Here is a 26,761-nt window from a genome sequence, read left to right on the forward strand (position 1 = left end):
CTCAGTGGTGAAACCAGGCAGGCCGGGATAAACCCGCAACCCGTTATGGTATAATAAAGGAAACCAATTTTTGAGGTGATCGCATTGAAACTGGCATTTATATCCGATATCCACGGCAATGCGCATGCGCTTGAAGCCGTGCTGGAAGATATTGAACAAAAGCGGGCCGATAAAATTTTTGTCCTTGGTGATCTTTGCTTTCGCGGTCCTGAACCGCAACGGGCATATGAGATGGTGATGGCTTTAAAAACGAAAGTGATTAAAGGGAATGCCGATGAATGGGTGTACAGGGGCGTCAGCATGAACGAAGTGCCGGAAAAGGCTTATGAAATGATGAACCGGGAGCGGGACTGGACGGTTTCCCGGATGGAACAAAATGCAGTGGAGTCGCTGCACCAGCTTCCCGAAGAGGTAAAATACGAATACGGCGGCATTAAAATTCACGGATTTCACGCCACCCCGTACAGTTTGTTTGAAAATGTGCCACCGGATAGCGAAAACAGCAAGTTGAATGAGAAGTTAATGCAGGAAGACGCGGATATTTATTTATATGCGCACATCCACCTGCCGTTTATCCGCACGTTTGATGGCAAAACGTTTGTCAATCTCGGCAGTGTCGGCCTGCCGTTTGACGGGATCGCCAAAGCCTCTTATGCGATGGTGGAAATTGGCGATCACGATTACCAGGTTTCCAATGTCCGCGTTTCCTACGATGTGCGAAAGACGATCGGGCTATTTGAAGCTTCTGATTACCCGAACAAAGACAAGCTGATCGACATTTTAACCCGGGCAAAAAATGATTGAACCCGCCCCCGGTTTTAACCGGGGGTTTTTTTCGGCAGAAGTTTTTGTGAAATTTTTCACGGGAGAGCATAAAAAAGCGCAGCAGCCCCATGCCAAAAAAGAGACAGCCATTGGCATCACTCGCCATTTATTTTTTCACCTTATTATGTTATCATTAACAATTGGTATAAATTTTACTGTCATAGAAATGGAGATATTGTTGCTGTGGCTGTTGTAAATCATACAGCAAAACCTGAACAGCAATCCGGGAAAAAGGCGGCCTGGCTTGCCGTTTTGTTTCTCGTTATTGCCGGATTAGGTCTTTTTTATGTAAAATGGTGGCCGTACTATGAGAAATCTTTGCTTGCCGCCCATACGCACTCCATCGGTACATCGATTCTCGGGGATCCGGGCAAATCGGCATCATTTTCATGGGATGGCACTTTCCAATATGTGACCGCGTATTTTCAGGCTGTTTGGAAAGCGGCCGTGCTCGGCATTTTGCTCGGTTCGCTCGTGCAGGTGCTCCTGCCTTCTGCGTGGCTACTTAAAGTGCTCGGCAAAACGTCATTTGGAAGTACGGTTATTGCCGGTGCGAGCGCCATTCCCGGCATGATGTGCACATGCTGTGCTGCGCCGATTGCAGTCGGGCTGCGCAAAAAACAAGCGTCCACACCTGCGGCACTCGCCTTTTGGATTGGCAACCCGATGTTGAATCCGGCAACGCTGATTTTCATGGCTTTTGTCTTGTCATGGAAATTTACCCTTCTCCGCATCGTGGCGGGGCTTATCATGACGTTCGGGGTCAGCTGGCTGGCGGGCCGGCTCGTGAAAAATGAACAACCGGTGGACATCCGCCAGTTCGGGCCGGATGCCGGAGAAAACAACGGGTCCTTTTTCCTGAGATGGGGAAAGGCCGCCGGAAATATGATCCTGTATCTTGTTCCGGCTTATTTGCTCTCGGTTGTTGTGTTAAGCGCGGCCCGTTTCTGGCTGTTTCCGGCATTCGGCCAGCATGCCGGAAACAGCATCACGGCGGTGATCCTGCTTGCATTTGCCGGCATGCTGTTTGTCATCCCGACAGCGGCTGAAATTCCGATTGTCCAGACGATGATGGCTTTCGGGCTCGGGACAGGCCCGGCCAGCGCACTGCTTGTGACGCTTCCGGCCGTCAGCCTTCCTTCCTTAATCATGGTTGGCCGGTCGTTTTCAAAACAAATCCTTCTGTTTGTTGCCGCCTCCTGTGTTGTGGTCGGCATTGCGGCAGGGTTATGTGGAATGTTTTTTTAACCAAACGATTGCCCGGAGCATTTGAACAAAACGGCGCGGCCAGATGGCCGCGCCGTTTTGTATTCATTCCCTGATTTGCCCGCTCCCGTATATCCAATATTTTGTGGAGGTTAAGGCATCCAGCCCCATCGGACCGCGGGCATGCAGTTTCTGGGTGCTGATGCCGATTTCCGCCCCGTATCCAAACTCAAAACCGTCTGTAAAACGGGTGGACGCATTATGGTACACACAGGCGGCATCCACCATGGACATGAAATGTTCCGCCCGGGCCCCGTCTTCTGTTACAATCGCCTCTGAATGTTTTGTGCCGTAATGGTTGATGTGCCGGATCGCTTCATCTGTATCTTCGACCGTTTTGATGCTGATTTTAAGCGCGAGGTATTCGCAATACCAATCCTCTTCCGCCACCTTTTTTGCAGCCGGAAAAATTTTCTGCACCGGCTCATCCCCGTAAATCTCCACCCCTTTTTCCGCCAGTGCGCTAAGCAGCTTTTCGCCGTGTCGGGCGAGCCACTGCGCATGGATTAAAAGCGTTTCGATGGCATTGCAGACGGATGGGCGCTGCGTTTTTGCATTGACTGCAATCCGGACGGCCATTTCCGGCTGTGCTGTTTCGTCTATATATAAATGGCAATTGCCTGCCCCGGTTTCAATCACCGGCACGGAAGCTTCGCGGACAACGGTATCAATCAGCTTTTTCCCTCCTCTCGGGATCAGCACATCGAGATAATCGCGCAGGTGGAACATTTCTGTTGCCGCCTCCCTGCCTGTATCTTCGATGAGCTGAACGGCATCTTCAGGAAAGCCTGTCTCCGCCAATGCGCGGTGAATGGAAGAGACGAGCGCCTGATTTGAGCAGATGGAAGACGAGCTGCCCCTTAAAATGACTGCATTGCCCGTTTTGATCGCAAGCGTGGCAGCATCGGCCGTAACATTCGGGCGCGCTTCGTAAATCATGCCGATGACACCGACCGGCACTTTCTTTTTGAGGATCAGCAACCCGTTTTCTTTCTTGATTTCTTCGACTGTTTCCCCGACCGGATCTTTTAACTTCACAAGCAGCCGGACCGCTTCTGACATATCATGGATCCGCTTCTCGTTAAGCATCATCCTGTCAAGTATATTTTCCGGAAGGCCCGCCCGGCTCCCGCTCCTGAGGTCTTTTTTGTTTTCGGAAATGATCGTTTCCCGGTCCTCAAGCAAAACACGGGCAACCGCCAAAAGCGCTTTGTTTTTTTCTTCCGTTGTCTTTTTGGCAAGCGCCATGCTGATATTCTTCGCTTTTTTTCCTTTTTCTGCGGCTTCAGACATTTAACCCAGCCCCTTTCTGTTTAAAGGCACCCAGTGATCGCGGTGGATGACTTCTTCTGCTGCCCGCCCGCCAGGCTTCATGAGCACGTGCAACAACTCATCCGCACCGTAAAGCACTTCCCCTTTTCCAAGCAGCCCTTTTGCGCCGTAGACGTCCACGACATCGCCTTTTTGGAATGTTCCGGAAATTTTTTGAATGCCTGCCGGAAGCAGGCTGCTCCCTTTTTGCAGCAAAGCCTGTTCCGCGCCGCGGTCAATGTATATTTTTCCGGCACTTTCCGAAAACAGCGCGATCCATTGTTTCCGGCTCTTTACAGCCGGGCGGGCGGCTCCGATATACGTGCCGTCCCCTTTTCCTTCGAGTATCTTGACGAGTTTACCGCGCCCTTTTCCCGTACCGATAAACACCCGGACGCCGAGGGATACCGCTGTATTTGCGGCTTTCAACTTTGACAGCATGCCGCCGGTTCCCGCTTTCGAACCGGCGCCTCCAGCCATTTTCATCATCTCGGGCGTGATGTTATCGATAAAATCAATGCGCCGTGCACAACGGTCGTATTTTGGATTTGTACTGTACAGCCCGTTTACATCCGTTAAAATAATGAGGTACCCAGCGTGGACAAGCCCGCTGACGAGCGCAGACAGCATGTCATTGTCGCCGAAAGTGAGTTCTGAGACCGATACGGAATCATTTTCATTGATAACCGGGATGACGCCGCGGCGCAAAAGCTCTGTTATCGTTGAATAAGCGTTATGGTACCGGTCTTTTGTGGAAAAGTCTTTCCGGGTTAACAAAATTTGCGCCGGTATTAAGCCGTAACCACCAAGCGCTTCCCTGTACCGCTGGATGAGCACACTCTGGCCGATGGCAGCAGCAGCCTGCTTCCCTTTTAACGTGACGGGCCGCGCCGGGTAACCGAGCAGCCGGAACCCGCACGCGACAGCGCCGGATGAAACGACGACCACCTCATGCCCGGCTCTGCGCAATGCCGCAAGGGCGCCGATATGGTCGGCAAACTTCTGTTCATCAATTTCCCCCGCGTCATTTGTTAAAGAACTGCTTCCGATTTTTACTACGACTCTGTTTTTCTCCATGGCATTTCTCTCCTTCTAAAAGGGTAAACAAAAAGGCCTTCCCGTCCCTGTAAAAAGGACGAAAAGGCCTTGCTTTTCGCGGTACCACCTTTTTTGGGCGACACACTTGCGCCCCGCTCTTTTTTGATAACGCAAAGCTTTGCGCCCGGTTTTCCGGGACCCGGAAGGCAGGTTTGGCAGGCCGCCTGCTGCAGCACCTTTCAGCCTGTGGGCGCCGCTCTCTTGCGCAGGGGTAATCCGCCTACTATTCCTTCGTTCACGTTCAGTATTTTTAATTATCTTACAACAGCACCGGAAGAAATGCAAGCAAAATATTTTGCTATGCATAACCCGAGAAGCCGGGACAAAAAATAAGCTTGCATGCGGATTTTCCCCGAAATTGGAAAGAAAATTACTTCCTATACAGTGAAAATTTGATATACTAATCATATATGAGGTTTCATCACCTTTCTTTGTGAATCTTAGTATGCGTAATTATGGGAGGAAATTCACAAACAGGAGGGGGGGAATCAGGGAACCTGTATATTTTTTGTATCTACATATGTGTGGGAATTCCATCAGAAAAGGAGAAATAGGAGATGGCAGAAACTTCAGCTCAAAAAGGCAATCCTGAAGAAAAACCAGAAGTAACCCCGGAAACGGCAGTCGCACAGAAAGATTTGCTGGATCAATTATTGGATCCGGAAATCCAGCAATCTTTGACGGTGTTGGTTGAAAGCCTGCCGAAAATGGCCGAACTGGTCACAATTTTAAACAAAACCTATGATTTTGCGCAATCCATAATGACAGATAAAGTGCTGATCAATGATTTTAAAGGCGGATTTCAAGGTTTTCTGGATCCCGTTGCCGAGAAAGCAAAGGGGCTTGCCCAAACCGCGATTGAAGCAAAGGACCGTGCCGAGACGTCCACAGACACGATCGGATTGTTCGGCCTGTTAAGATTGCTGAAAGATCCACAAGCCCAGAAGCTGTTCCGTTTTCTGCAGTCTTATCTTGCAGTCGCGGAAGAACGCAGCAAACAGCAGTAAGGTGAATGAGAACTAATGAAAACGGGGGATCCATATGAGTAAAAAAATTGTCATTTTAGGGGCCGGTTACGGCGGCCTGTTATCTGCGTTATCAGCGCGTGAATATTTGTCAAAAGACGATGCAGCAATCACAGTCGTAAACCGTGTGCCGGACCATCAAATTATTACGGAACTGCACCGTCTGGCGGCGGGCGGCGTTTCTGAAAAACGGGTATCGCTTCCGCTCAGAAAACTGTTTAAAGGTAAAGATGTCGACGTTCAGGTGGATGAAGTCACAAAAATCTCGCCTGATTCGAAAGAAGTATCGCTCGGAAGCGGCTTTAAGCTGAATTACGATGTGCTCGTTGTCGCACTCGGCAGCGAAACAGCTTTCTTCGGCATTCCGGGCCTTGAAGAAAACAGCTTTCTGTTAAAATCAGTGGACGATGCGAAACGCATTCATGCCCATATCGAGTCCTGCCTTGAGCAGTATGCCAAAACGAAAAACAAAGCGGATGCCACATTTGTTGTCGGCGGCGGCGGCCTGACCGGGATTGAACTGGTTGGCGAGCTGGCGGACAAGGTTCCGGGGTGGTCGAAAAAATTTGCGATCGACCCTTCCGAAATCTCGCTTATTTGTGTCGAAGCGGCGCCTTCCATTTTGCCGAACTTCGCGCCAAATCTGATTGAACGGGCAACGAAGAGCTTGGAAGCGCGCGGCGTGCAATTTTTCACAGGCATCCCTGTTACGAAATTCCAGGACAATGTGGTGGAATTAAAAGACGGCCAGAAAATCGAAACGAAGACGCTTATCTGGACGGGCGGCGTGCAAGGAAACCGTGTCGTTGCAAATTCCGGGATTGAAGTAAACCGCGGGCGTGCAACGGTAAACGCCTATTTGCAATCCACTTCCCACCCGGATGTGTTTGTTGCAGGCGACAGCGCGGTTGTCTTTCCATCAGAAGGCGCACGCCCTTATCCGCCAACAGCACAAATGTCATGGCAAATGGGCGAATTGATCGGCTATAATCTTTATGCTTATTTAAAAGGCGGGAAAATGCAAACATTCCAGCCGGTCAACTCCGGTACGCTTGCAAGCCTCGGCAGAAAAGATGCCATTGCGTTTATCGGGGAAAACCAAACGCAATTAAAAGGCTTCCCGGCTTCCGTCATGAAGGAAGCAAGCAATATCCGTTACCTGGCCCATATCAACGGGTTGTTCTCACTTGTATATTAAGGAAAAAGGCGCATCCAAACGCGGATGTGCCTTTTTTAAGCCCCTTTCTTCCCCGGCAAACTTGCTAAGTGCAGGACGCGCTTCATCCTGCGTGCAAATTTGCATGCAACCGGCTCTCCCAGCACGAAAAAAAAAGCCCGGCATCACCCGGGCAGCTTTACAAACCGCTTTCGCTTCTTTTTTTCTTTTTGTCCATATATTCCAAATACGCATCATCGTGGGCAAGCCACGCCTGGAACTGGCGCTTTACAAATTTTTCCGCTTCTTCAAAGGCGGAAAAAGAAGGAGACTGCTTTAAGCCTCTTGCTTCGATCTCCCAGCCTTTTTGGGCGTCTTTATAAATAAAGATAGGTTCCCCACTGCGGTTTTGGTATAAACATCCCGCTTCCTGCCCTTTGATATTGGACTGATTATGGGCAAAATCGCGTTTAAGCGGTTCCGTTTTAAACGTTTCGATGACAAACTGCCGGAACGCCTCTTCCGTCAGCACAGCCCCCGATGCTTTTTTATGCCCGCCCCCGTCGTATTTTTTGGCAATTTCCGATACGTCAATATGGTCATGAATCGTCCTGAAACTGATCCGTTTCTTTCCGACCATGCAAATGGCGATATAATCGAGATGCGGGTATTCTTTTGCAATGGCATTCCCCAATTCGGAATGGTGCGACTCGGCATGGATAACACCTGCATAATAACCGTCAATCACGGCCTGGTAGACTTCCCGCTTCTTTCCATTGATATACCTTTCGATTTTTTTCTCTTCCAGATCGAGGATCTTTTCTTCCAGATCATCAAATGAAAAAGTTTCACTGCCGCTAAGTTTATGTAGCAAAATCTCTTCAAACTCTTCGATCGGATACAGGTAAAAAAGATCATTTAATTTTTTGGCCTGCATATTCCCGTTGCGTTCCCATTCCCATGTATCCATTTGCCGGACAAGTTCGACAAACGCGTCAATGGCGCCGGTCGGGCTGATTTTTCCTTCCGCTTGCAGATACCGGTAAAACAAAGAAGTAGCGCTTGTCTGTTTGCCGTCTTCCTCCACCTGGACAGAAGCCCATTCATGCTCATTTAAGTGAAGCGCGCTTTTATGGTGGTCAATCAGTTTCACTTTTCCGCCCTGTGCGGCATAGGCATCGAGGAGCTCCGCATTTTTTTCATTGACCGATAAATCGGTAATCCACAGCATGTCTTCTTTATGTTCTTTTTTTAAAAAAGCTTCCACCTGGGGATTTAAACCGGATATGGAATTATACTGGATTTCAATGTCTTTGCCGAATGCAAGCCTGGCAAGAATCCCGCAGCCAAGCCCGTCCAGGTCATTATGCGTTAATAAACGATACATCAATCTTCCTCCGAAATTCAATTTTCTGTATGGTCTCCCATACGGATGTTTTTCACAAAGTAACGTTCTTTGCCTCCGCCCGGTTCCGGGTATATACCTTGCCTCCTTTCCCGATGACAACAAGATCGCAAATGCCGAGAAAAAGCCCGTGCTCTACAACGCCTGTTATGCTGTCCAGCCAGGCTCCAAACGCGCCGATATCAGGCGTTTGGAGACGGATATCCACGATATAGTGGCCGCCGTCTGTTACATACGGCCGGCCTTCTTTCATCCGGAGGACAGGGTTTAATCCTTCCCGCTCAAACGTTTTCACCAAATGCTTGTATCCGAACGGGACCACTTCCACCGGCAGCGGAAAAGCGCCAAGTTTTTGAACCATTTTCCGGGAATCCACCACCCAGATATTTCTTTTTGACGCCTTTGCCACCAGCTTTTCAAACAACAACGCCCCGCCGCCGCCTTTAATGCCGTCTAAGGAAGGGTCCACCTCGTCGGCACCGTCAATGGTCACATCCATTTGCGCCGTGTCGTTCAAGTCTGCTATTGGAATGCCGCATTCGCGCGCAAGTTTTGCCGTCGCATGCGAGGTGGGCACCCCGGTGATGTGCAGGCCGCTTTGCACCCGTTCCCCTAATTTTTTTATCGTGTAATAAACGGTTGAGCCGGTCCCAAGCCCGACAATCATTCCATCTTCTATGAGTTCTGCCGCTTTCTCCCCGGCCATCTTTTTCCCGTCCATACTCTGCACCTGCCTTTACTTTGATTTTATTACAGTCTTAAAGAATTATAAAGGAAAGCGCAGACAGCCATGGAATTAAAATAAAGAAAATCGCCTTTCCTTCCAATGTTTGAAGGCAACACGCACGTACAAAGGCCATTTTTGGATAATATAACCGGAAATGCCAGGCCCTATACGAACATGCATTCACGGGCGGCATGCTGCAGCGCTTTACAGGGCAATCCAACAACTTGAAGCTCGTTTTCCGTCAGGATTTTTGTTCACCGGATCACAATGGCCTGGCTGCCCATCTGCTTCCACGCTTTCTCAAATGCTTCACGGCCAAGCTGCTTATTTTTTGTTCCATACGGGTCATTCACATAAATATGGCCTAGATCATACCCCGTGATGACAACACTGTGTTCGCTGTATGTGATGTTAATGCTTCCCTGGGGCGTGTCCCATGTTTTGAAATCAGAAACCGGCTGAAACCGGGCTGTCGTAATCACCCAGACAGCATGCCCTTCCTCGACATTTTCCAGGATTTTTGAAAAGGGCTGTCCCGTTAAATCCGCCGCTCTTGTGCCGGCATATTTTTTGGCCAATTCAAAAACAGGGCCGTGGTACACGCCATACCCGGGACCATCCTCCATGTTGCCGACAAAACCCGCATTTGGATTGCCGTGCTGCCCGTTTTTATAGGTAAACGGCACATATTTGATTTCTTCCGCCAGTTGATTTTTGGTCACATGAAAGCCGTTATCGGCAAGCAGCATCGCGAGGCTTGTCACTTCGCAGCCGTTGTAAAGGCGGGGCGCATCCATTTGCCTGATAAGCGGCACATCGAGCAGTTTTTTGGCAGCAGCGTTGTTTTGCGCGGATTTTTTTGCCAATTCTTTATGGGTCAGATACTCATTTAAGGCGAGCAACATAACAATCAATACGATTGCTGCAAAAATGAGCCGGGATGATTTCATCTGTGCTACTCCCCTTTCGGTTACAGCGGCATCATTCACCGCCTTCCGTTCTTTCCTGTATGCATTTTAACCCCGGCCGGCCGGGGAAGCGCACGGACAAATGCCGGTCCCGCTTTTAAGCCGGCCGCGGGCAGCCGCTATTCCTGCAGAGAAACCAGTCTTGAATTATTATATGGTTAAATTGGAAAGAACTCAACTCCGCTTTGGGACAACCCAATGGACATCAAAGGACTGCTGTTATGTAATCTCACGTGCCGGCGAAAAATGCGCAAATACTTGTCAGGATTTCTTACAGAAAGATGGTCTTAACGGCTTTTTTGGTATATATTAATAAAAACACCTTACAAAGGGAGGATGCACAGGTGGCAGCGAATGAATCATACTTGGAAAAGAAAGTCATCTCGATCGGAACGGTATGTGAATTAACCGGCTTAAGTGAAAGAAGAATCCGCTACTATGAAGAAAGAAAATTGATTTTCCCGGAACGGACAAACAGAGGCATCCGGAAATATTCGTTTACCGATGTCGAACGCCTGATGGACATCGCCAACAAACGCGAAGAAGGCATCCAGACTGCGGAAATCCGCAAAGAATATATTAAAGAGAAAAAATACAATGAACGTACGATGCGCGAACAAGTCATTCGCGGCCAGCTGAATGCTTATTTCCGCACAAGAGAATAATGCATCAAACGGCAGCCGTGCAGGCTGCCGTTTGCGCAAGCTGTTTATTCATACAAGCTCCGGATATCCGTGTTTGCAGGAAGCACGAACGGATTGTCCTTGTTAATATGGTCATAGAACATAATCCCGTTCAAGTGGTCCATCTCATGCTGAAACACAATCGCGGGATAGCCCTTTAATTTAATGAGCACTTCATTCCCGTCCAAATCGTATGCCCTGACTTTAATCCGTTCATAACGCGGCACAAAACCGTCCACTTTCCGGTCAACCGACAGGCAGCCTTCCCCTTGCGGAAGGTAGATCATCGATACCGAATGGCTGACCAGTTTTGGATTAAAAACCGTGTACGCCTTTTCCCCGTCTTCATCCGCAATATAAACGGCAAACATCCTTTTATTGAGGCCGATCTGATTTGCGGACAATCCGACGCCTGCACGCAAATTGCATTTGCTGGCAATCTCCGGATCCTGGCTGTTTTTTAAAAACTGGAGCATGCAGCGCAGTTCTGCTTTGTCTTCCTCAGTTGGCGGCATGTTCACTTCATCCAGCACTTTTCTTAAAATCGGGTCGCCTTCCCTGACGATATCATCCATTGTAATCATATAATCATCATTAAATTTGCTCATCGCTTGAACCCTCATCTGCCTTTTTCCTGAAATTCTTTTTACCCGGCACGGGACGGCCCCGGAGCCGGCTGCCATTATACCTGTTTGGACATTGTTAATCTTACCATACCGGAGCAAAAAAATCTAAACAGACGGAACGCCGGGCCGGATTTCCGCCAAAACGAAACCCCTGCCTATAAATAAACCGGGCACACCTTTTAAAGAGCGGCCCGGTATTTTCAGCTTTTTGCCGCCTTGGCCCGGGATGGGGCATCCGGCGCACAACAGCTGGCTGTATTGCAGTGGTCTTTCAGTGCACAGGAAGCGCACTGCCCTTCCCTGCTTTTTTTGACAAAACGGATGAGCGTAAACGCCGCATAAGCAAAAATCACAACGCCAATCAAAATACTGAATAACATCGGAACATTCCCCCGTTTTAAAAAGCGATGAACCGCCCAATATTGTAAATCAGAAAAGCAATCAAATAAGCAATCACAAGCGCATAAACGATCGAAAAAAGCGTCACTTTCCCCGAGCCGGTTTCTTTATGGATAATGGCCACGGTCGAAAGGCATGGAATGTATAAAAGAATGAATACCATAAAACTATAGGCCGAAAGCGGCGTAAAGGCATGGGAAATAACGCCTGCCAGGGATGCGCCGTCCGGAACAAAATAGAGGACGTTCATCGTTGAAACGACCACTTCCTTTGCCATAAAACCGGTCAGAAGTGCAGCCGCCGCCTGCCATGTTCCAAAACCGAGCGGCTTGAAGACGGGCGCAATCCATCCGCACAGGATCGCCATAAAACTTTTATCGACAGGCACATTGAATCCGCCCGGCCCCGCATTCGAAAGGAGCCAAATTGCAACCGTGCCGCCGAAAATCAAGGTCCCTGCTTTCCGGACGAAACCTTTCCCTTTATCCCATGTGCTTCTGTACAAGCTCCGCACATTCGGCACGCGGTACGGCGGCAGTTCAATGACAAAAACAGAGCCTTCCGTTTTCACCACCATCGAAAATACTTTCGCAAGCAAAAGCGCAACGACAATGCCGAGCACATACAGCGACAGGACAATAAGTGCCTGATGGTGGCGGAAAAAAGCCGCGACAAACAAACTGTAGACCGAAAGCCGGGCAGAACAGGACATGAGCGGGGTCAACAGCGTCGTTAACAGCCGCTCTTTCGGCTGTTCAATCGTCCTTGCCGCCATGACGCCGGGCACATTGCAGCCGAAACCGATAATCAGCGGAATAAACGCTTTTCCGTTCAGGCCGACTGATTCCATCACCCTGTCCATGACCATGGCTACCCGCGCCATATACCCGGAATCTTCAATCACCGAGATAAAGAAAAACAAAACAAAAATTTGCGGCACAAAAACGAGAACGCCGCCAACCCCTGCCACAATCCCGTTTAACACCAGATCACGGATAAACGGCGTTGCCCCCGCTTCTTTCAGCCCCGCTTCAATCCAGGCTGTCAGCGGGCCTGAAAAAAACTTGTCAAGCCAATCCGACAAAGGGGTGCCGAGCCAGTTGAATGTAATGCAAAATACCAAATACATCATCACGAGAAAGATCGGCACGCCAAGGTATTTATTCGTGACGACCGCATCTATTTTCTCCGTCAGCGTTTTCTTTTCTGCCGCCGTTTTTTCAACAGCGGTTTCAATCAGCCGGTCAATAAATTGCTGCCGCTTTTTAAACATTTCCTGTTTAATGGAGGTATGCGGGTTGGCGGCACGGAGCCTGCGCTCCACGCCCGCGCAAAAATCTTCGAGTTCCGCCCTTACATTGGCAAACGCCGGAATTTGGCGGATCACTTCATTTCCTTCCAAAAACTGGAGCGCTAGCCAGCGTTTGTCCAATGACCGGAAATCCGGCAACCGGTCCATAAGATAGGCCGCCGCATGCTCCAAATCATCGCCGTAATCAATACGGAAATCCGGTGCAACCGCCTTTTCCTGCATCTGTTCCGATATGGCCCTGCATCCTTTTCCTGTCCTTGCAATAATCGGCACGACCGGAATGCCCAGGCCTTCTGCAAGCGAATGGTCGTTCACTTTCATGCCGCGCGATTTTGCAACATCTATCATATTCAGCCCGATCAGAACCGGCTTTCCGTACTCCATCAATTGGATGGTCAAATGCAGGTTCCGTGCGAGCTGGGAAGCATCCACGATATTCAAAACAGATGTGAAGTCTTCCTCAATTAAGAATCTCGATGCCACCGCTTCATCTTTGGAAAGCGGGTTCAAAGCATAAATACCGGGCAAATCAATCAGCATCCCGGCATTTTCCTTCAGCTGGCCCACCTTTTTTTCAACGGTGACACCTGTCCAGTTTCCAACATATTCATAAGATCCGGTAAGCTCATTAAAGAGTGATGTTTTTCCTGTATTGGGGTTTCCAAATAAAGCGACCTGCATTATAAACACTCCACGTGGATCCGCATCGCTTCTTTTTTGCGGATGCCGATGCACTGCCCGCTGACTTCAAGCATGCAAGGCCCGCCGAAAGGCAATCCGCATTTATAACAAACTTCCCGGCCTTCAAGCACACCCAAATCAAGAAGGCGCCTTTGAATACTTTGATCAATGCTTGATAAATCTGTAATAATGCCTTTGCTTCCGGGTTTCAGTTCGGTCAAGACCATGGTATGCCCCTCCTAGACAGATCGAGAAATAGAGTCTGTTCATTGATAATGATTATCATTCTATATTCCTATCATACCGCATTTATTCGCGGGCGTCTACCTCATTTTCAGGGAACCCGGAAAATTTTCATACATTTATGTGAAACTTTTCACATAATATTCATTGACAGCCGGCTTGTCCGCCACCACATGCAAAAAGCGGGCCCCTTAAAGGAGTCCCGCTTTTTGCGGCATATGCACGCCGCTTTTTTCAATGCGGCGGACAGCTTCCATGAGCCTTTCTTCATCCTGTACAAGCGCGATTCTGACATATCCTTCGCCGTGGGGGCCAAAGGCGTTGCCTGGCGTGACCACAACGCCGGCTTTGTCCATCAGTTCATATGTAAAAGCGAGGGACTTTTTGCCTTCCGGGATTTTGGCCCACAAAAACATCGTGGCATCAGACGGGCGGATTTCCCAGCCGATCCGGGATAATCCGGAAACAAACAAATCCCTTCTTTTCTCATACAGCGCAGCATTCCGGCGTGCGAATTCCCTGCCGTTTGCCAAAGCAGCGGCAGCCGCCCTTTGGACCGGTTCAAAAATGCCGTAATCCATATGCGATTTCATTTGGGCAAACAGCCGGATCACTTCCCGGTTCCCTGCCAGAAAACCGATCCGTGCCCCAGCCAAGTTAAAGCTTTTCGATAAGGAATTAAATTCAACCCCCACATCTTTTGCCCCGGCGACGGACAGGAAACTGACCGGCTTTTTCCCGTTAAAGACGAGTTCGCAATAGGCAAAATCGTGGACGACCACGAGATCATATTGTTTTGCGAACCGGACGGCCTCTTCAAAAAATTTTTTCTCAGCAAGCACCGGAATCGGGTTGCCCGGAAAATTCAGCATCATCATTTTCGCTTTTTTCGCGACCTCTTCCGGAATTTTTGACAAATCCGGCATAAAACCGTTCTCTTCCAGAAGCGGCATCGGGTAAGGCACGGCTTCCGCCAGTTTCACCCCTGATTCATAGGCTGTATAACCGGGATCCGGAACAAGAATGATATCACCGGGGTTGCAAAATACGAGCGGAAGATGGATAATGCCGTCCTGAGAACCCGCAAGCTGAATGATCTCGTGTTCAGGATCCAGTTTCACCCCGAACTGTTCGTAATAACGGGCCGCCGCCTGGTAGAAAGCCCCGATCCCGGAAATTGTATACCCGTATTGGCGCGGGTCGGCTGCATTTTGGGCCATTTCTTCCATTACAAAAGCAGGCGGCGCCTGATCGGGACTCCCGATGCTTAAGTCAATCATCCGGCTGCCTTCTTTTATTTTTTTCTTTTTGTACGCCAAAAGCTCATTGAAAATCAACGTCGGTAACTGGTTCATGCGTCTTGCAGTGTCAACCAAAAGCTTTTCCTCCCAATTTCCCGGCCTCAAGGCTTTGTGTGCCTGTTCCAGGATGCATCAGCATAAGATTCGTTTATAATCATTTATTATACCACAATTTCCGGCATCCCGGGAGCTGTTATCATACAGTTACAGGTTGGAAGCGAAGGATCCGGCCCGGTTAAAAAGCCGGGCGATTGTTTAAGAACGCCCGCTTCTTGTGCTTTTGATCCCGCAGCCACGCTTGCATGTATCAAAGAGCCGCTTGTTCAATCCGGTGTGCGGAGTTGTTTTTCCGCCATCTGAAGCTGTGCCGCCACTTGTGCATGGCCTGTTCCCCCGGCGCTGTTCCGCATTTTGACAACATGTTCCGGTTTCAGCACTTCAAAAATATCGGCTTCAAAAAGCGAGCTGAACGACTGATATTCATCCAGTGTCAAGTCAAGCAAATATTTGCCGTGCTGAATGCCATAGAGGACAATCTGCCCGATCACCGCATGCGCCTCACGGAACGGCAGCCCTTTTTTCGCCAAATAATCGGCAATATCGGTTGCATTCGCGTAATCGTTCGAGACAGCCCGGAACATCTTCTCCCGGTTCACTTTCATCGTTTCAATCATCGGCGCAAGCAGCTTAAGCGCTCCTTCAAGCGTATCAGCCGTATCAAAAATACCTTCTTTATCTTCCTGCATGTCTTTATTGTAGGCAAGCGGCAACCCTTTCAGGACGGTTAAAAGCCCGATGAGGTTCCCGAACACCCTTCCCGTTTTCCCGCGCAAAAGTTCGGGCACGTCGGGATTTTTCTTTTGCGGCATGATGCTCGACCCGGTGCAAAAAGAATCATCGAGCTCGATAAACTGGAATTCCTGGCTTGACCAGAGCACCAGTTCCTCCGACAAACGGGAAATATGGACCATCAAAATGGCGGCATTCGCCAAAAATTCAAGCACAAAGTCGCGGTCGCTGACAGCATCTAGGCTGTTCGGGTAAATGCGGGAAAATCCGAGCAGTTCGCGCGTCCGTTCCCTGTCAATCGGAAAAGTCGTCCCGGCGAGCGCCCCGGCACCGAGCGGCAGCCAGTCCGTCCGCTTCAAGCTGTCTGAAAATCTCTCTTTATCGCGCTCCAGCATCCAAAAATAAGCGAGAAGATGATGGGCAAACAACACCGGCTGCGCCCGTTGCAGATGGGTGTAACCGGGCATCATCGTTTCTTTGTTTTCTTTTGCTTTCGTTACAATTGCTTCCTGGACGAGTGAAATCAGGCGAATCATTTCTTTTGTCGTTTTCCGGACATACAGGTGCATATCGGTCGCCACCTGGTCATTCCGGCTCCGCCCTGTATGCAGCTTCCCGCCGGCAGGGCCGATTTCATCCATCAGCATTTTTTCGATATTCATATGGATATCTTCATTCTCAACTGTAAATGCCGCTTCTCCGTTTTTGATTTTTTCGGCAATTTTATGAAGCCCTGCTTTGATTTGTTCCACATCTTTTTCAGGCAAAATGCCGCATTCGCCGAGCATTTGGACATGGGCAAGGCTCCCTTCAATATCTTCAAAAGCAAGCCTTCGGTCATATCCGATCGACGCTGTATAGGTTTCAACAAGCTGATTCGTTTCCTTTGTAAAACGTCCGCCCCATAGCTTTGACAATGTCATTTCCTCCTGCTGCAATAGAATTAAAAAATGAAGGCTGCACGGCGAACCGCCACAGCCTTCCGGATATTTTTCTGACTTCTCCCGCCTCGGCAAACAAGCGAAAAATACTTGAACGGGCCGGTTCCAACCTTGAAATTTGCCGTGCTGCTGATTTAGCATCAGAGACAGCGGCCAAATTGCTTATTGATTTAACACTTTCCCGTTTTCCTGGATTTCGGCAAATACTTTTGTCGGCAGCCCCCACAGTTTGATGAAGCCGACTGCGGCATTATGGTCAAACGAATCGCCTTTCAAATAGGTTGCCAGTTCTTCATTATACAGGCTGTACGGGGATTTTCTTGCCACTACCGTATGGGTGCCTTTAAACAGTTTCACGCGGACCGTGCCGGTTACAGTTTTCTGTGTTTCCTCCACAAACGCATCGAGCGCGGCCTTGAGCGGCGAATACCAGAGCCCTTCATAAATGATTTTGGTCAACTGTTGTTCCACCGTTGTTTTAAATTGTGTCACTTCACGCGGCAGTGTTAAAAATTCCAGTTCTTTATGGGCATTGATCAGCACGACTGCAGCCGGGTTTTCGTATACTTCACGCGATTTGATCCCGACAAGGCGGTTTTCAATATGGTCGATTCTGCCGATGCCGTGCTTGCCGGCTGTCAAGTTCAGCTCTTCGATCATTTGGACGAGGCCCATCACTTTGCCGTTTAAGGCAACCGGGACACCTTTTTCAAACGTAATTTCAATATATTCCGGCTCATCCGGCGCCATTTCGACCGGCGCAGTCCAGTCAAATGCCGCTTCCGGCGCTTCGTTCCAAGGATTTTCAAGGACGCCGGCTTCGCACGCTCTTCCCCATATATTGGCATCAATCGAAAACGGGTTATCTAAGTCTACCGGAATCGGAATATTGTTTTTCTCCGCATAGGCAATTTCTTCATCGCGGGTCATGCCCCATTCACGGACAGGCGCAACGACTTTCAAGTTCGGGTTGAGCGCCTGGACGGACACTTCAAAACGGACCTGGTCGTTCCCTTTTCCGGTACAGCCGTGTGCCACGGCAACGGCGCCTTCCTGTTCCGCGACATCCACCAAAAGCTTCGAAATAAGCGGGCGGCTGATCGCCGAAGACAGCGGGTATTTTCCTTCATAGAGCGCATTTGCCTTTAATGCCGGCAATATATAATCTTTTGCAAGCATTTCTTTCCCGTCTATGATCACCGCTTTGATTGCGCCGACATTCAGCGCTTTCTGGCGGATCGCATTTAAATCTTTGCCTTCGCCGATGTCAATGCCAAGGGCAATGACATCATAGCCGTATTTTTCCTGAATCCATTTAATCGATACGGATGTATCCAAACCGCCTGAGTAGGCCAATACAATTTTTTCCTTTGCCATTTTTCTCTCTCCCTGCCTCTTTGTATAAATAATATTGAATTTGAATTTTTATACACCCATTATATCGGATTCATTAAAAATTTTCCAGTAGTTTTTTTAAAATGGCTTTATGGGCATGGAGCCGGTTCTCCGCCTCGTCAAAAACCACGGAATGCGGGCCGTCAATGACCGCCTCCGTGACTTCTTCGCCGCGGTGGGCTGGCAGGCAGTGGAGGAAAAGAAAATCTTTTTTTGCCAGTTTGCATAATGATTCATTTACCTGATAATCTTGCAAATCTTCGAGCCGTTTCTTCGTTTCGCCTTCCTGCCCCATGCTGGCCCACACATCGGTGATGACCACATCGGCATTTCGGATCATTTCTTCCGGGTTTTGGCCCATTTCAATACAAACCCCTTTTCGGGCAGCTTCTTTTTGAGCCCCAGCAAGAATGCCGGCATTCGGCAAATATCCTTCCGGGGCAGCGACGGACATATGCATGCCCGCCTTTGCCGCCCCCTCAAGCAATGAGTGGCACATATTGTTATTGCCGTCCCCGAGGTAGCAGATTTTAAGCCCGGCAAGCTTCCCTTTATATTCCTGAATGGTCAGCAAATCGGCCAAAACCTGGGTCGGATGGTGCAGATCGGTCAGCCCGTTGATCACGGGGACATCTGCGTGCCGCGCAAAAGATTCGATGGTTTCGTGCGCGAATGTGCGGATCATCAGGCAGTCGACATAACGGGACAACACTTTTGCCGTGTCATGGATTGTCTCGCCGCGCCCGAGCTGGATGTCTCTCGAGCTCAGAAAAAGGGCGTGGCCGCCGAGCTGGAACATGCCGGCTTCAAAAGAAACCCGGGTGCGCGTGGATGATTTTTCAAAAATCATCCCGAGCACTTTCCCTTTTAAATACGGGGTCTCCTTCCCTTCTTTATGCGCTTTTTTTAAGACGGCCGCTTCCTGGAGCAGATCGTACAGCTCCTCTTCCTGCAGCGCGCCGATTGTTAAAAAATCTTTCTTTTTCGTACGGGCCATTGTCGCCATCTGTATCTTCCTTTCTGCTAAACTTCTGCTTTTATGCGGTTAAAATCGTGAAGCGGAGCCACTTTTGGCGTTGTCCCTGTAGCGTGGCGGGTGATGGCTTCCAATGTATCCAGACAGGTAAACAGCGGAATATGGAAACGCATCGCTGCTTCACGCAGCTTGCTGCCGCCCCTTCTTTGGTCCCGCCCTTTTGTCGGGATGACCACCGCAGCGGTTACGGGTTGCTGTTCGAAAAAGGCGGTGGCACCCTCAAGGGCCACTGTTTCCGCAGCCACGCCGTTTTTGGCCAGGAACCGTGCCGTATGTTCCGTTGCGGCAATCCGGTAGCCTCTGTCCGCCAGTGTTTTCATTACCGGCAGAGCGGCTGCTTTTTCGCGATCCGTCACCGAGCAAAATACAAATTGTTCATCAAGCGGCGGCTCAAACACCGGGCCATGGACGGACAGAAGCGTTTTTTCGAGTGCCTCCCCGAATGTCCGGGCAAGGCCGAGCACCTCGCCGGTTGATTTCATTTCAGGCCCTAAAACAGGGTCGACATCTTTCAGTTTTGTATAGGAAAATACCGGTGCCTTCACGGCAACAAGTTCCGGCGGTACAGGGAGCCCCTTTTCCGCAAGCGTTTTTCCGAGTTGTACGGCAATGGCGAGATCAATCATCGGAATGCCGGTAACTTTGCTTAAAATCGGAACGGTTCTAGAAGCACGCGGATTGACTTCCAGCACATAAACGGTCCCTTCATAAATTAAAAACTGGATATTGGCAATGCCTTTGATTTGGCCCTTTAAACAGATTTTTTCAGCATACCGGATAAGCGTTTCCTGTACAGACGGGCCTAAGTGCCGGGGCGGGTAAACGGCCATGCTGTCGCCGGAGTGGACGCCCGCCTTTTCAATATGTTCAAAAATGCCCGGGATGAGCACCTTCTCCCCATCACAAATGCAGTCGAGTTCGCATTCCGTACCCGGCAAATACTGGTCAATCATAAGCGGCCAGCTTTTTTCGCTTGCGTACTTCAACGCATCGGCGTAAGCGTTGAGTTCGTCTTCATGGTAAAAAATGAACATCGACTGCCCGCCAATAACATAGGACGGGCGGACAAGTACCGGAAACGAAAGGTCTTTTGCCGCCCGTTTCAGTTCTTCTGCATCATAGGCGGTGTGCCCTTTAATATGCGGAATGCCGAGCTCATCCAGCAGCTTGTAAAAAAGATTGCGATCCTCAAGCTGGTCGATTTGTTCCACAGTGGTCCCGAACAGTTTCACGCCTTCCGCTTCAAGGCTCGATGCGACATTGATCGCGGTCTGGCCGCCGAATTGCGTGAAGACGCCGGCCACCTGCTCTTTTTCAATAATATGCAGCAAATCTTCCGGGCGCAGCGGGTCAAAATACAATTTATCCGCCATTGAAAAATCAGTGCTGACCGTCTCCGGATTGTTGTTTACGACAATCGTTTCATAGCCAAGTTGTTTGAGCGCCATAACGGCATGGACCGAGCAGTAATCAAATTCAATCCCCTGCCCGATGCGGATCGGGCCGGAACCGATGATCAGCACTTTCGGGAGGTTTGACACTTCCACTTCATCCCGGCCGCCCCAGGTGGAATAGTAGTACGGCGTTTGCGCCTCAAACTCGGCGGCACAGGTGTCGACAAGTTTATAAACCGGCACAAGCCCGAGTTGTTTTCTTTTTTCGCGCACCGCTTTTTCGCTGCATCCGCATAATGCCGAAAGACACTCATCACTGATGTTCATTTTTTTAGCTGCGCGCAGCAAAGCATCCGGTATGGCATCGATCGTATATTGTTTACATGTTTCTTCCATATCCACAATATTTTTTATTTTTTCAAGAAACCAGCGGTCGATTTCCGTGTATTTTTCAATGTCAGAAAGCGCCATGCCTTTGCGCATCGCTTCCGCCACCGCAAACAGGCGGATATCGGTCGCTTCCGTCAAAAGCGGGACCAAATCATCCGGCTGTTTTTCGGCAAGCGCCGGATAGAAAAGGCCTGAAAGCCCGAGTTCAAGCGAACGGATCCCTTTGTTAAGCGCCCCTTCAAATGTGCGGTCGATCGCCATCGCTTCGCCGGTCGCCTTCATTTGCGTGCCAAGTTTCCGGTCCGCTTCCGTAAATTTGTCAAACGGAAAGCGCGGAATTTTTACGACAACATAATCAAGGGCCGGTTCGAAGGAGGCAAACGTGTTGCCGGTTACCGGGTTTAAAATTTCATCCAGATGATAGCCGATTGCGCATTTCGTCGCAATGCGGGCGATCGGGTAACCGGTTGCTTTCGAAGCCAGGGCGGATGACCGGCTGACGCGCGGATTGACTTCAATAATATTGTACTGGTCGGAACACGGATCGAGCGCGAACTGGATGTTGCACCCGCCGATCACCCCGAGCGCGCGGATCACTTTTAAAGAAGCGTCCCGGAGCAGCTGGTACTGCACATCCGATAAAGTCTGCGATGGCGCGACCACAATCGAGTCGCCCGTGTGCACCCCGACGGGATCGATATTTTCCATATTGCAGACAATGATGCACGTGTCGTTTGCATCGCGCACGACTTCGTATTCAATTTCTTTCCAGCCTTTGATGCTTTTTTCAAGCAGCACCTGGTGGATCGGGCTCAGGTCAAGGCCGCGCTGCAGCACTTCCCGCAGTTCCTTGTCATTGGCCGCAAATCCCCCGCCGGAGCCGCCAAGCGTATAGGCGGGGCGGATAATGACGGGATAGCCGATTTTTTTCGCAAACGCCAGCCCGTCCTCCATATTTTCCACAATTTTTGACTGCGGGATCGGTTCCCCGATATCAAGCATCAACTGGCGGAATTTTTCGCGGTCTTCCCCCTTCTGGATCGATTCCACCGGCGTCCCGAGCAATTGTACCCCGTACTTATCGAGAATCCCCGCTTCATAGAGCTGGACGGCGAGATTCAGACCGGTCTGCCCGCCCAATGTCCCGATAATGCCGTCCGGACGCTCTTTTTGTAAAATCTGTTCTATCGACTCCACCGTCAGCGGGTCAAAATAAATCCGGTCGGCCATTTCTTCATCTGTCATGATCGTTGCCGGATTGCTGTTGACAAGCACGACCTCAATCCCTTCTTCTTTCAAGGCGAGGCAGCTCTGCGTCCCCGCATAATCAAATTCGGCGGCCTGGCCGATGACAATCGGGCCGGAGCCGATCACAAGCACTTTTTTGATCGATTTATTGAATGGCATAAGACAAAACTCCCGCTCTTTGTTGTACTCGTTGTAAAAACTGGTCAAAAATGTATTCGGAATCACGCGGCCCCGGATGCGCTTCCGGGTGGAACTGGACGGAGAAGACCGGCAAGTCCGGATGGATGCAGCCTTCAACCGTGCCGTCATTCACATTCTTAAAGGAAAGTTCCAGTTCCGTCCCTGCAAGTGATGCTTCATCGACAACATAGCCATGGTTTTGGGCCGTCATCAACACTTTGCCTGTCTTTAAATCTTTAACCGGGTGGTTGCCGCCCCTGTGGCCGAACGGCAGCTTTTTCGTCTTTGCCCCGTAAGCGAGTGCCAATAGCTGGTGTCCGAGGCAAATGCCAAGCACCGGGTAAGCGGCGCTCACTTTTTTGATTTCCGGCAGCCACTCGGCCAGTTTAGCAGGATCCCCGGGGCCGTTTGAAATGACAATGCCGTCAGGTGCAAGTTCCGCCATTTGTTTTGCCGTAAAATCAAAGGGTACGACGGTCACTTTGCAGTTGCGGTCAAGCAAGTATTGCAGAATGGATTTTTTGTAGCCGAAATCCATCAAAGCAATGTGCAAAGGGCCGTCTCCATAGGTTTCCGGTTGTTTTATGGCAACTTCGGCTACGAAAAATTCATCGCCGCCGCATGGCACTTTTTGATCGCGGGACGTTGAAACAAGGCCGCGCACAGTGCCGCGTTTGCGGATCGTTTTTACAAGCGCACGCGTGTCCACCCCTGAAAGGCAAGGGACATCCGACTTTTCCAAAAAGGAAAGGGCCGTTTTTTCCACTTTATAAAAACTCGGGCTTGCGCATATTTCGCCGGTCACAACCGCGCGCGCCGAGATGCTTTTGCTTTCGTGATCATCGCCGTTTACGCCGTAATTGCCGATTAAAGGGTAACAAAACACCAGGATCTGCCCGGTGTACGACGGGTCGGTCATCATTTCCTGATATCCCGTCATGCCGGTGTTAAATACCACTTCTCCCGTTGTTTCAGCGGGATTTCCCGCAAAAAAGCCTTCAAAAATTTCTCCCGTTTCAAGAATGAGATATCCTCTTGCCACGTTTTCTGTCCTCCCTTGTCTCTTTGCCGGTTAAAGATCGTTTTGGTTTGCCTTGGCAAAAACCGTTTGCATTTTTTGGGCAAAAAGCGCCGTTTCCTTTTCCGTAATCACAAGCGGCGGCAACAGGCGGACCACATGCGGCCCTGCTGTTAATACAAGCAAATGCTCGGTCAATGCCACCCGGGTGATTTTCGCAGCTTCCATTTCCGTTTCAAGGCCGGCCATCAGCCCTTTTCCGCGGATTTCTTTAATAAAAGGAAATTGTGCTTTCAACTCTTCCAGTTTTGCCCAAAAATCGATGCTCTGTTTTTGGACATGTTCGATGATATCCTCTTCCGCAAACGTTTCAAGTGTCGCCAGGCCGGCTGTCGCGGATAGCGGGTTGCCGCCAAAAGTGCTGCCGTGCGTGCCGGGCGTAAAGCTTTGCGCAATTTTTTCTTTCGCGAGCATGGCGCCAATCGGAATGCCAGACCCCAGCCCTTTTGCAAGCGTCATGATATCCGGTTCGAAGCCGTACTGTTCATAGGCAAACAGTGTACCGGTCCGGCCCATGCCCGTCTGCACTTCATCCACAATGATTGCACAATCGTTCTCCCTGCACGCGCGGACAAGGGCATCCACCCATTCCTGTTCTGCAGGAATGACGCCGCCTTCCCCCTGAATCAGTTCAAACATGACGGCAATGGGCTTTATTTTTGCGAGATCGCGGAGTGCCGCAATGTCGTTAAACGGCAAATAGATGAATCCCGGCACAAGCGGTTCAAAGCCATGCTGGATTTTTTCCTGTGCCGTTGCCGATAATGTTCCGAGTGTCCGGCCGTGGAACGAATGCTTAAAGGTGACGATAGGCCCCGATTTTCCGCGTTTTTTTGCATCAAGGCGGGCCAGTTTGATCGCCGCTTCATTGGCTTCTGCGCCGCTGTTTGCAAAAAACACCCGGTCAAATGCGCTTAAAGCTGCCAGTTTTTCAGCCAGCTCTTCCTGCGGCCCGATTTCAAACAGATTGGAAGTATGCCAGATTCGGTCCAGCTGACCGGCCACTTTGTTTTTTACTTTTTCGGGGACATGGCCGAGATTGCAAACGGCAATGCCCGAAGTAAAATCCAAATATTTTTCTCCGTTTTCATCCCATACATAACTGCCTTTTCCTTTTACAAACTTTACCGGCGTCCGGCTGTACGTCTGCATAAGCGCCTGTTTCTGTACCATTTGCCCCATCTTATCCATCGATCAAAACCCCGTTCCCTGTAAATTTCGTCCCGGTTTTTCCGCCGCCTGCCAAAAACAGGAGGCTGTCTTCTTCTGTCCCGTCCACAATCACCACTTCTTTTACGCCGGACCGGATGCATTCCGCTGCTGCCCGGACTTTCGGAATCATGCCGCCGGTAATGACTTGTTTTTGGATGAGACCGTCAACCTGCCCGGGGGTAAGATAAGGGAGCACTTTCCCTTCCATCATGACCCCGGGAACATCCGTCACCATCCAAACACGCGCGTTCATTTTCCGGGCAACCGCGGCTGCCGCCAAATCAGCATTGACATTCAGGCGCTGGCCGTTTTTATCCGCCGCAACCGGGGAAATGACCGGAATAAACTGCTGCCGCAATAAAGCATGCAGCACCTGTTCATTTACCGATTCGATTTCCCCGACATACCCGAGATTGGGTGCCTCAATCTTTCTGGCTGTTAAAAGCCCTGAGTCGGTTCCGCTGATGCCGACCGCTTTGGCCCCTGCCTGTGAGAGCCGGCGCGTAATCCATTTGTTGATGGAACCGGAAAGCACCATCTCAACGACGTTTAACACCGGCTCGGTCGTAACGCGCATCCCGTTTTGGAATTGCGACTTGATCTGCATTTTTTCCAGCATGGCTGAGATCGCCGGCCCCCCGCCGTGGACGATAACAGGATCAAGCCCGAATCGCGCTTTGATTTGCACCAGATTTTCAAAAAATGCATCCGGCAGCTGATGGAGGATGCTGCCGCCGCACTTGATGACAACGTATGCCAATTTGGCCAACCCCTTATAAATAGTTATTATCTTGTATAATTATGCAACGATGTGTGCACCAACATTATGAACGGTAAGTGGCATTGATTTTCACATAATCATAGGTCAGGTCGCATCCCCACGCCGTACCCTGGCAAGTTCCGGCCCCGAGGTCGATGGCCATACAGATTTTGTCATTTTCCTTTAAATAGGCATGTGCCTCGTCTTCGGAATAGGAAGCCGGCATGCCTTTTTCGACTACGGAAATCCCGCCGATACGGACAGAAAGCGCCTGTTCATCCACTTGGACGCCGCTGTATCCGATCGCATTGATAATCCTTCCCCAGTTCGCATCGGCGCCAAAGACAGCGGCTTTTACCAAATTTGAGCCGATAACGGTTTTTGCGGCTGCTTGCGCCTCTTTTTCCGTTTCAGCCCCGGTTACACAGACTTCAACCAGTTTCGTCGCGCCTTCCCCGTCCCTTGCAATTTGTTTGGCAAGTTCTCGGGCAATATAGGCAAAGCTTTCTGCAAATTTTTTCCAATCCGGGTGTGCGTATGAAAGCGTATCATTTCCGGCCAGCCCGTTTGCCATCACAATCACCATGTCATTTGTGCTTGTGTCGCCGTCCACCGTGATCATATTGAACGTTTCATCGACCGTTTGTTTCAGCAGGTTTTGCAATGCAGCCGCTTCCACTTTGGCATCTGTCGTCATAAAAGCGAGCATCGTTGCCATGTTTGGATGGATCATCCCCGATCCTTTGGCGCAGCCGGCAACGGTGACCGTTTTCCCGCCAATTTCAAGTGTTGCGCAGGCGCGTTTTTGAAAGGTGTCCGTCGTGAGTATCGCTTTTTCAAAAAGGTCTGGATGGGACGCCCCCTCTCCTATATCGATACGGCGGATGCCGGTTTCAATTTTTTCAACCGGCAAAAACTCGCCAATGACACCTGTTGAGGCAACGCCGACCTGGTTTTCGTTTACGCCGATTTGGGCGGCGAACCATTTCCGCATCAGGCGGGCGTGGCGGAGGCCTTCACTGCCTGTAAAGGAGTTTGCATTTCCCGAATTCACAATGATGCCGGACAGCTTCCCGCTTTCCACAATGCTTTCCTTTGTGACCTGGATGGGCGCTGCCTGAAACTGATTCGTCGTATAGACCGCAGCCGCTTGTGCCGGGACAGCGGAGTAAAGCCACCCAAGGTCCGGGCGTTTTCTTTTAATGCCGCAATGGAGCCCGCCGGCAAAAAATCCAGCCGGGCTCGAGATGTTTCCGTCCGTTTTGGTAAAAAATGCAGTACTTTCTTTCTCATATAATTGATTCATTGCCAT

The 26,761-nt window shown here is 50.1% G+C and carries 24 protein-coding genes; 6 read left to right on the forward strand and 18 right to left on the reverse strand.

Annotation, left to right across the window (positions count from 1 at the left end; all coding sequences use genetic code 11):
- The first annotated feature begins 84 nt into the window (after nt 1-84).
- Genes NST20_RS07665 through NST20_RS07675 form a run of 3 tightly spaced genes read left to right on the forward strand, consistent with a single transcriptional unit; the run spans nt 85 to nt 2,073 of the window.
- Nucleotides 85-804, forward strand: coding sequence for a YfcE family phosphodiesterase (locus tag NST20_RS07665; protein WP_342400363.1), 720 nt, complete (start codon nt 85-87; stop codon nt 802-804).
- Nucleotides 797-1,021: a hypothetical protein gene (locus tag NST20_RS07670; RefSeq protein WP_265115288.1), complete on the forward strand. Its 225-nt coding sequence runs from the start codon at nt 797-799 to the stop codon at nt 1,019-1,021. The genes NST20_RS07665 and NST20_RS07670 overlap by 8 nt, the downstream gene beginning before the upstream one ends.
- Entirely contained in the window at nt 1,009-2,073 is a 1,065-nt protein-coding gene (locus NST20_RS07675) for a permease (protein WP_017550431.1), read from the forward strand. Before NST20_RS07670 ends, NST20_RS07675 begins: the two co-directional genes overlap by 13 nt.
- Before the next feature lie 63 nt (nt 2,074-2,136).
- On the opposite strand, the gene NST20_RS07680 is transcribed toward NST20_RS07675, so the two are convergent.
- Together NST20_RS07680 and proB are read right to left on the reverse strand one after the other, a co-directional pair.
- A complete protein-coding gene (locus tag NST20_RS07680; protein WP_342400364.1) occupies nt 2,137-3,384 on the reverse strand; it encodes a glutamate-5-semialdehyde dehydrogenase in 1,248 nt (415 codons plus the stop codon).
- Nucleotides 3,385-4,479, reverse strand: a complete 1,095-nt coding sequence (proB, locus tag NST20_RS07685) for a glutamate 5-kinase (RefSeq protein WP_029142589.1) — start codon at nt 4,477-4,479, stop codon at nt 3,385-3,387.
- A 578-nt stretch (nt 4,480-5,057) separates the two neighbouring features.
- On the opposite strand from proB, the gene NST20_RS07690 reads away from it, so the two are divergent.
- Both NST20_RS07690 and NST20_RS07695 read left to right on the forward strand, forming a co-directional pair.
- Nucleotides 5,058-5,507: a DUF1641 domain-containing protein gene (locus tag NST20_RS07690; RefSeq protein ID WP_013859411.1), complete on the forward strand. Its 450-nt coding sequence runs from the start codon at nt 5,058-5,060 to the stop codon at nt 5,505-5,507.
- A gap of 34 nt (nt 5,508-5,541) precedes the next feature.
- Entirely contained in the window at nt 5,542-6,723 is a 1,182-nt protein-coding gene (locus NST20_RS07695) for an NAD(P)/FAD-dependent oxidoreductase (RefSeq protein ID WP_237349313.1), read from the forward strand.
- Nucleotides 6,724-6,880: 157 nt separating this feature from the next.
- Here NST20_RS07695 and NST20_RS07700 read toward each other — a convergent pair whose 3' ends face one another.
- The 3 genes from NST20_RS07700 to NST20_RS07710 all read right to left on the reverse strand — a co-directional run bounded on the left by NST20_RS07700 (nt 6,881) and on the right by NST20_RS07710 (nt 9,763).
- Nucleotides 6,881-8,068, reverse strand: a complete 1,188-nt coding sequence (locus NST20_RS07700) for a DHHA1 domain-containing protein (protein ID WP_340702638.1) — start codon at nt 8,066-8,068, stop codon at nt 6,881-6,883.
- A 52-nt stretch (nt 8,069-8,120) separates the two neighbouring features.
- On the reverse strand, nt 8,121-8,807 hold the full coding sequence (gene rpiA / locus NST20_RS07705) for a ribose-5-phosphate isomerase RpiA (RefSeq protein ID WP_019721356.1): 687 nt from the start codon (nt 8,805-8,807) through the stop codon (nt 8,121-8,123).
- Between the two features lie 260 nt (nt 8,808-9,067).
- On the reverse strand, nt 9,068-9,763 hold the full coding sequence (locus NST20_RS07710; protein WP_342400365.1) for a C39 family peptidase: 696 nt from the start codon (nt 9,761-9,763) through the stop codon (nt 9,068-9,070).
- A 362-nt stretch (nt 9,764-10,125) separates the two neighbouring features.
- On the opposite strand from NST20_RS07710, the gene NST20_RS07715 reads away from it, so the two are divergent.
- Nucleotides 10,126-10,446, forward strand: coding sequence for a MerR family transcriptional regulator (locus NST20_RS07715; RefSeq protein WP_019721358.1), 321 nt, complete (start codon nt 10,126-10,128; stop codon nt 10,444-10,446).
- Nucleotides 10,447-10,490: 44 nt separating this feature from the next.
- On the opposite strand, the gene def is transcribed toward NST20_RS07715, so the two are convergent.
- The 13 genes from def to argJ all read right to left on the reverse strand — a co-directional run bounded on the left by def (nt 10,491) and on the right by argJ (nt 26,755).
- On the reverse strand, nt 10,491-11,072 hold the full coding sequence (gene def, locus NST20_RS07720) for a peptide deformylase (RefSeq protein WP_013859417.1): 582 nt from the start codon (nt 11,070-11,072) through the stop codon (nt 10,491-10,493).
- A gap of 218 nt (nt 11,073-11,290) precedes the next feature.
- Complete coding sequence (locus NST20_RS07725) at nt 11,291-11,470, reverse strand: FeoB-associated Cys-rich membrane protein (RefSeq protein ID WP_013859419.1); 180 nt, start codon at nt 11,468-11,470, stop codon at nt 11,291-11,293.
- A gap of 17 nt (nt 11,471-11,487) precedes the next feature.
- Nucleotides 11,488-13,482 (reverse strand): ferrous iron transport protein B, encoded by a 1,995-nt coding sequence (feoB, locus tag NST20_RS07730; RefSeq protein WP_061566791.1) that lies wholly within the window; start codon nt 13,480-13,482, stop codon nt 11,488-11,490.
- Nucleotides 13,482-13,709, reverse strand: a complete 228-nt coding sequence (locus tag NST20_RS07735; protein ID WP_026104754.1) for a FeoA family protein — start codon at nt 13,707-13,709, stop codon at nt 13,482-13,484. Before NST20_RS07735 ends, feoB begins: the two co-directional genes overlap by 1 nt.
- 207 nt (nt 13,710-13,916) lie before the next feature.
- The gene (locus NST20_RS07740; RefSeq protein WP_342400366.1) at nt 13,917-15,101 is read right to left on the reverse strand and encodes an LL-diaminopimelate aminotransferase; all 1,185 of its coding nucleotides are present in this window, start codon (nt 15,099-15,101) and stop codon (nt 13,917-13,919) included.
- 248 nt (nt 15,102-15,349) lie between these two features.
- Complete coding sequence (gene argH / locus NST20_RS07745) at nt 15,350-16,732, reverse strand: argininosuccinate lyase (RefSeq protein ID WP_342400367.1); 1,383 nt, start codon at nt 16,730-16,732, stop codon at nt 15,350-15,352.
- Nucleotides 16,733-16,918: 186 nt separating this feature from the next.
- Nucleotides 16,919-18,133 (reverse strand): argininosuccinate synthase, encoded by a 1,215-nt coding sequence (locus NST20_RS07750; RefSeq protein WP_342400368.1) that lies wholly within the window; start codon nt 18,131-18,133, stop codon nt 16,919-16,921.
- 73 nt (nt 18,134-18,206) lie between these two features.
- Nucleotides 18,207-19,157, reverse strand: coding sequence for an ornithine carbamoyltransferase (gene argF / locus NST20_RS07755; protein WP_342400369.1), 951 nt, complete (start codon nt 19,155-19,157; stop codon nt 18,207-18,209).
- A gap of 17 nt (nt 19,158-19,174) precedes the next feature.
- Complete coding sequence (carB, locus tag NST20_RS07760) at nt 19,175-22,378, reverse strand: carbamoyl-phosphate synthase (glutamine-hydrolyzing) large subunit (RefSeq protein ID WP_342400370.1); 3,204 nt, start codon at nt 22,376-22,378, stop codon at nt 19,175-19,177.
- On the reverse strand, nt 22,365-23,441 hold the full coding sequence (locus tag NST20_RS07765) for a carbamoyl phosphate synthase small subunit (RefSeq protein ID WP_029141474.1): 1,077 nt from the start codon (nt 23,439-23,441) through the stop codon (nt 22,365-22,367). The genes carB and NST20_RS07765 overlap by 14 nt, the downstream gene beginning before the upstream one ends.
- A gap of 30 nt (nt 23,442-23,471) precedes the next feature.
- Nucleotides 23,472-24,668 (reverse strand): acetylornithine transaminase, encoded by a 1,197-nt coding sequence (locus tag NST20_RS07770; protein WP_237349319.1) that lies wholly within the window; start codon nt 24,666-24,668, stop codon nt 23,472-23,474.
- Complete coding sequence (argB, locus tag NST20_RS07775) at nt 24,661-25,449, reverse strand: acetylglutamate kinase (RefSeq protein WP_285958143.1); 789 nt, start codon at nt 25,447-25,449, stop codon at nt 24,661-24,663. Before argB ends, NST20_RS07770 begins: the two co-directional genes overlap by 8 nt.
- Before the next feature lie 64 nt (nt 25,450-25,513).
- The gene (gene argJ / locus NST20_RS07780; protein ID WP_328014345.1) at nt 25,514-26,755 is read right to left on the reverse strand and encodes a bifunctional glutamate N-acetyltransferase/amino-acid acetyltransferase ArgJ; all 1,242 of its coding nucleotides are present in this window, start codon (nt 26,753-26,755) and stop codon (nt 25,514-25,516) included.
- Nucleotides 26,756-26,761: the final 6 nt, after the last annotated feature.

This window comes from Weizmannia sp. FSL W8-0676 (assembly GCF_038593015.1).
In the GTDB taxonomy this organism is placed as follows: Bacteria; Bacillota; Bacilli; order Bacillales; family Bacillaceae_C; genus Weizmannia; species Weizmannia coagulans.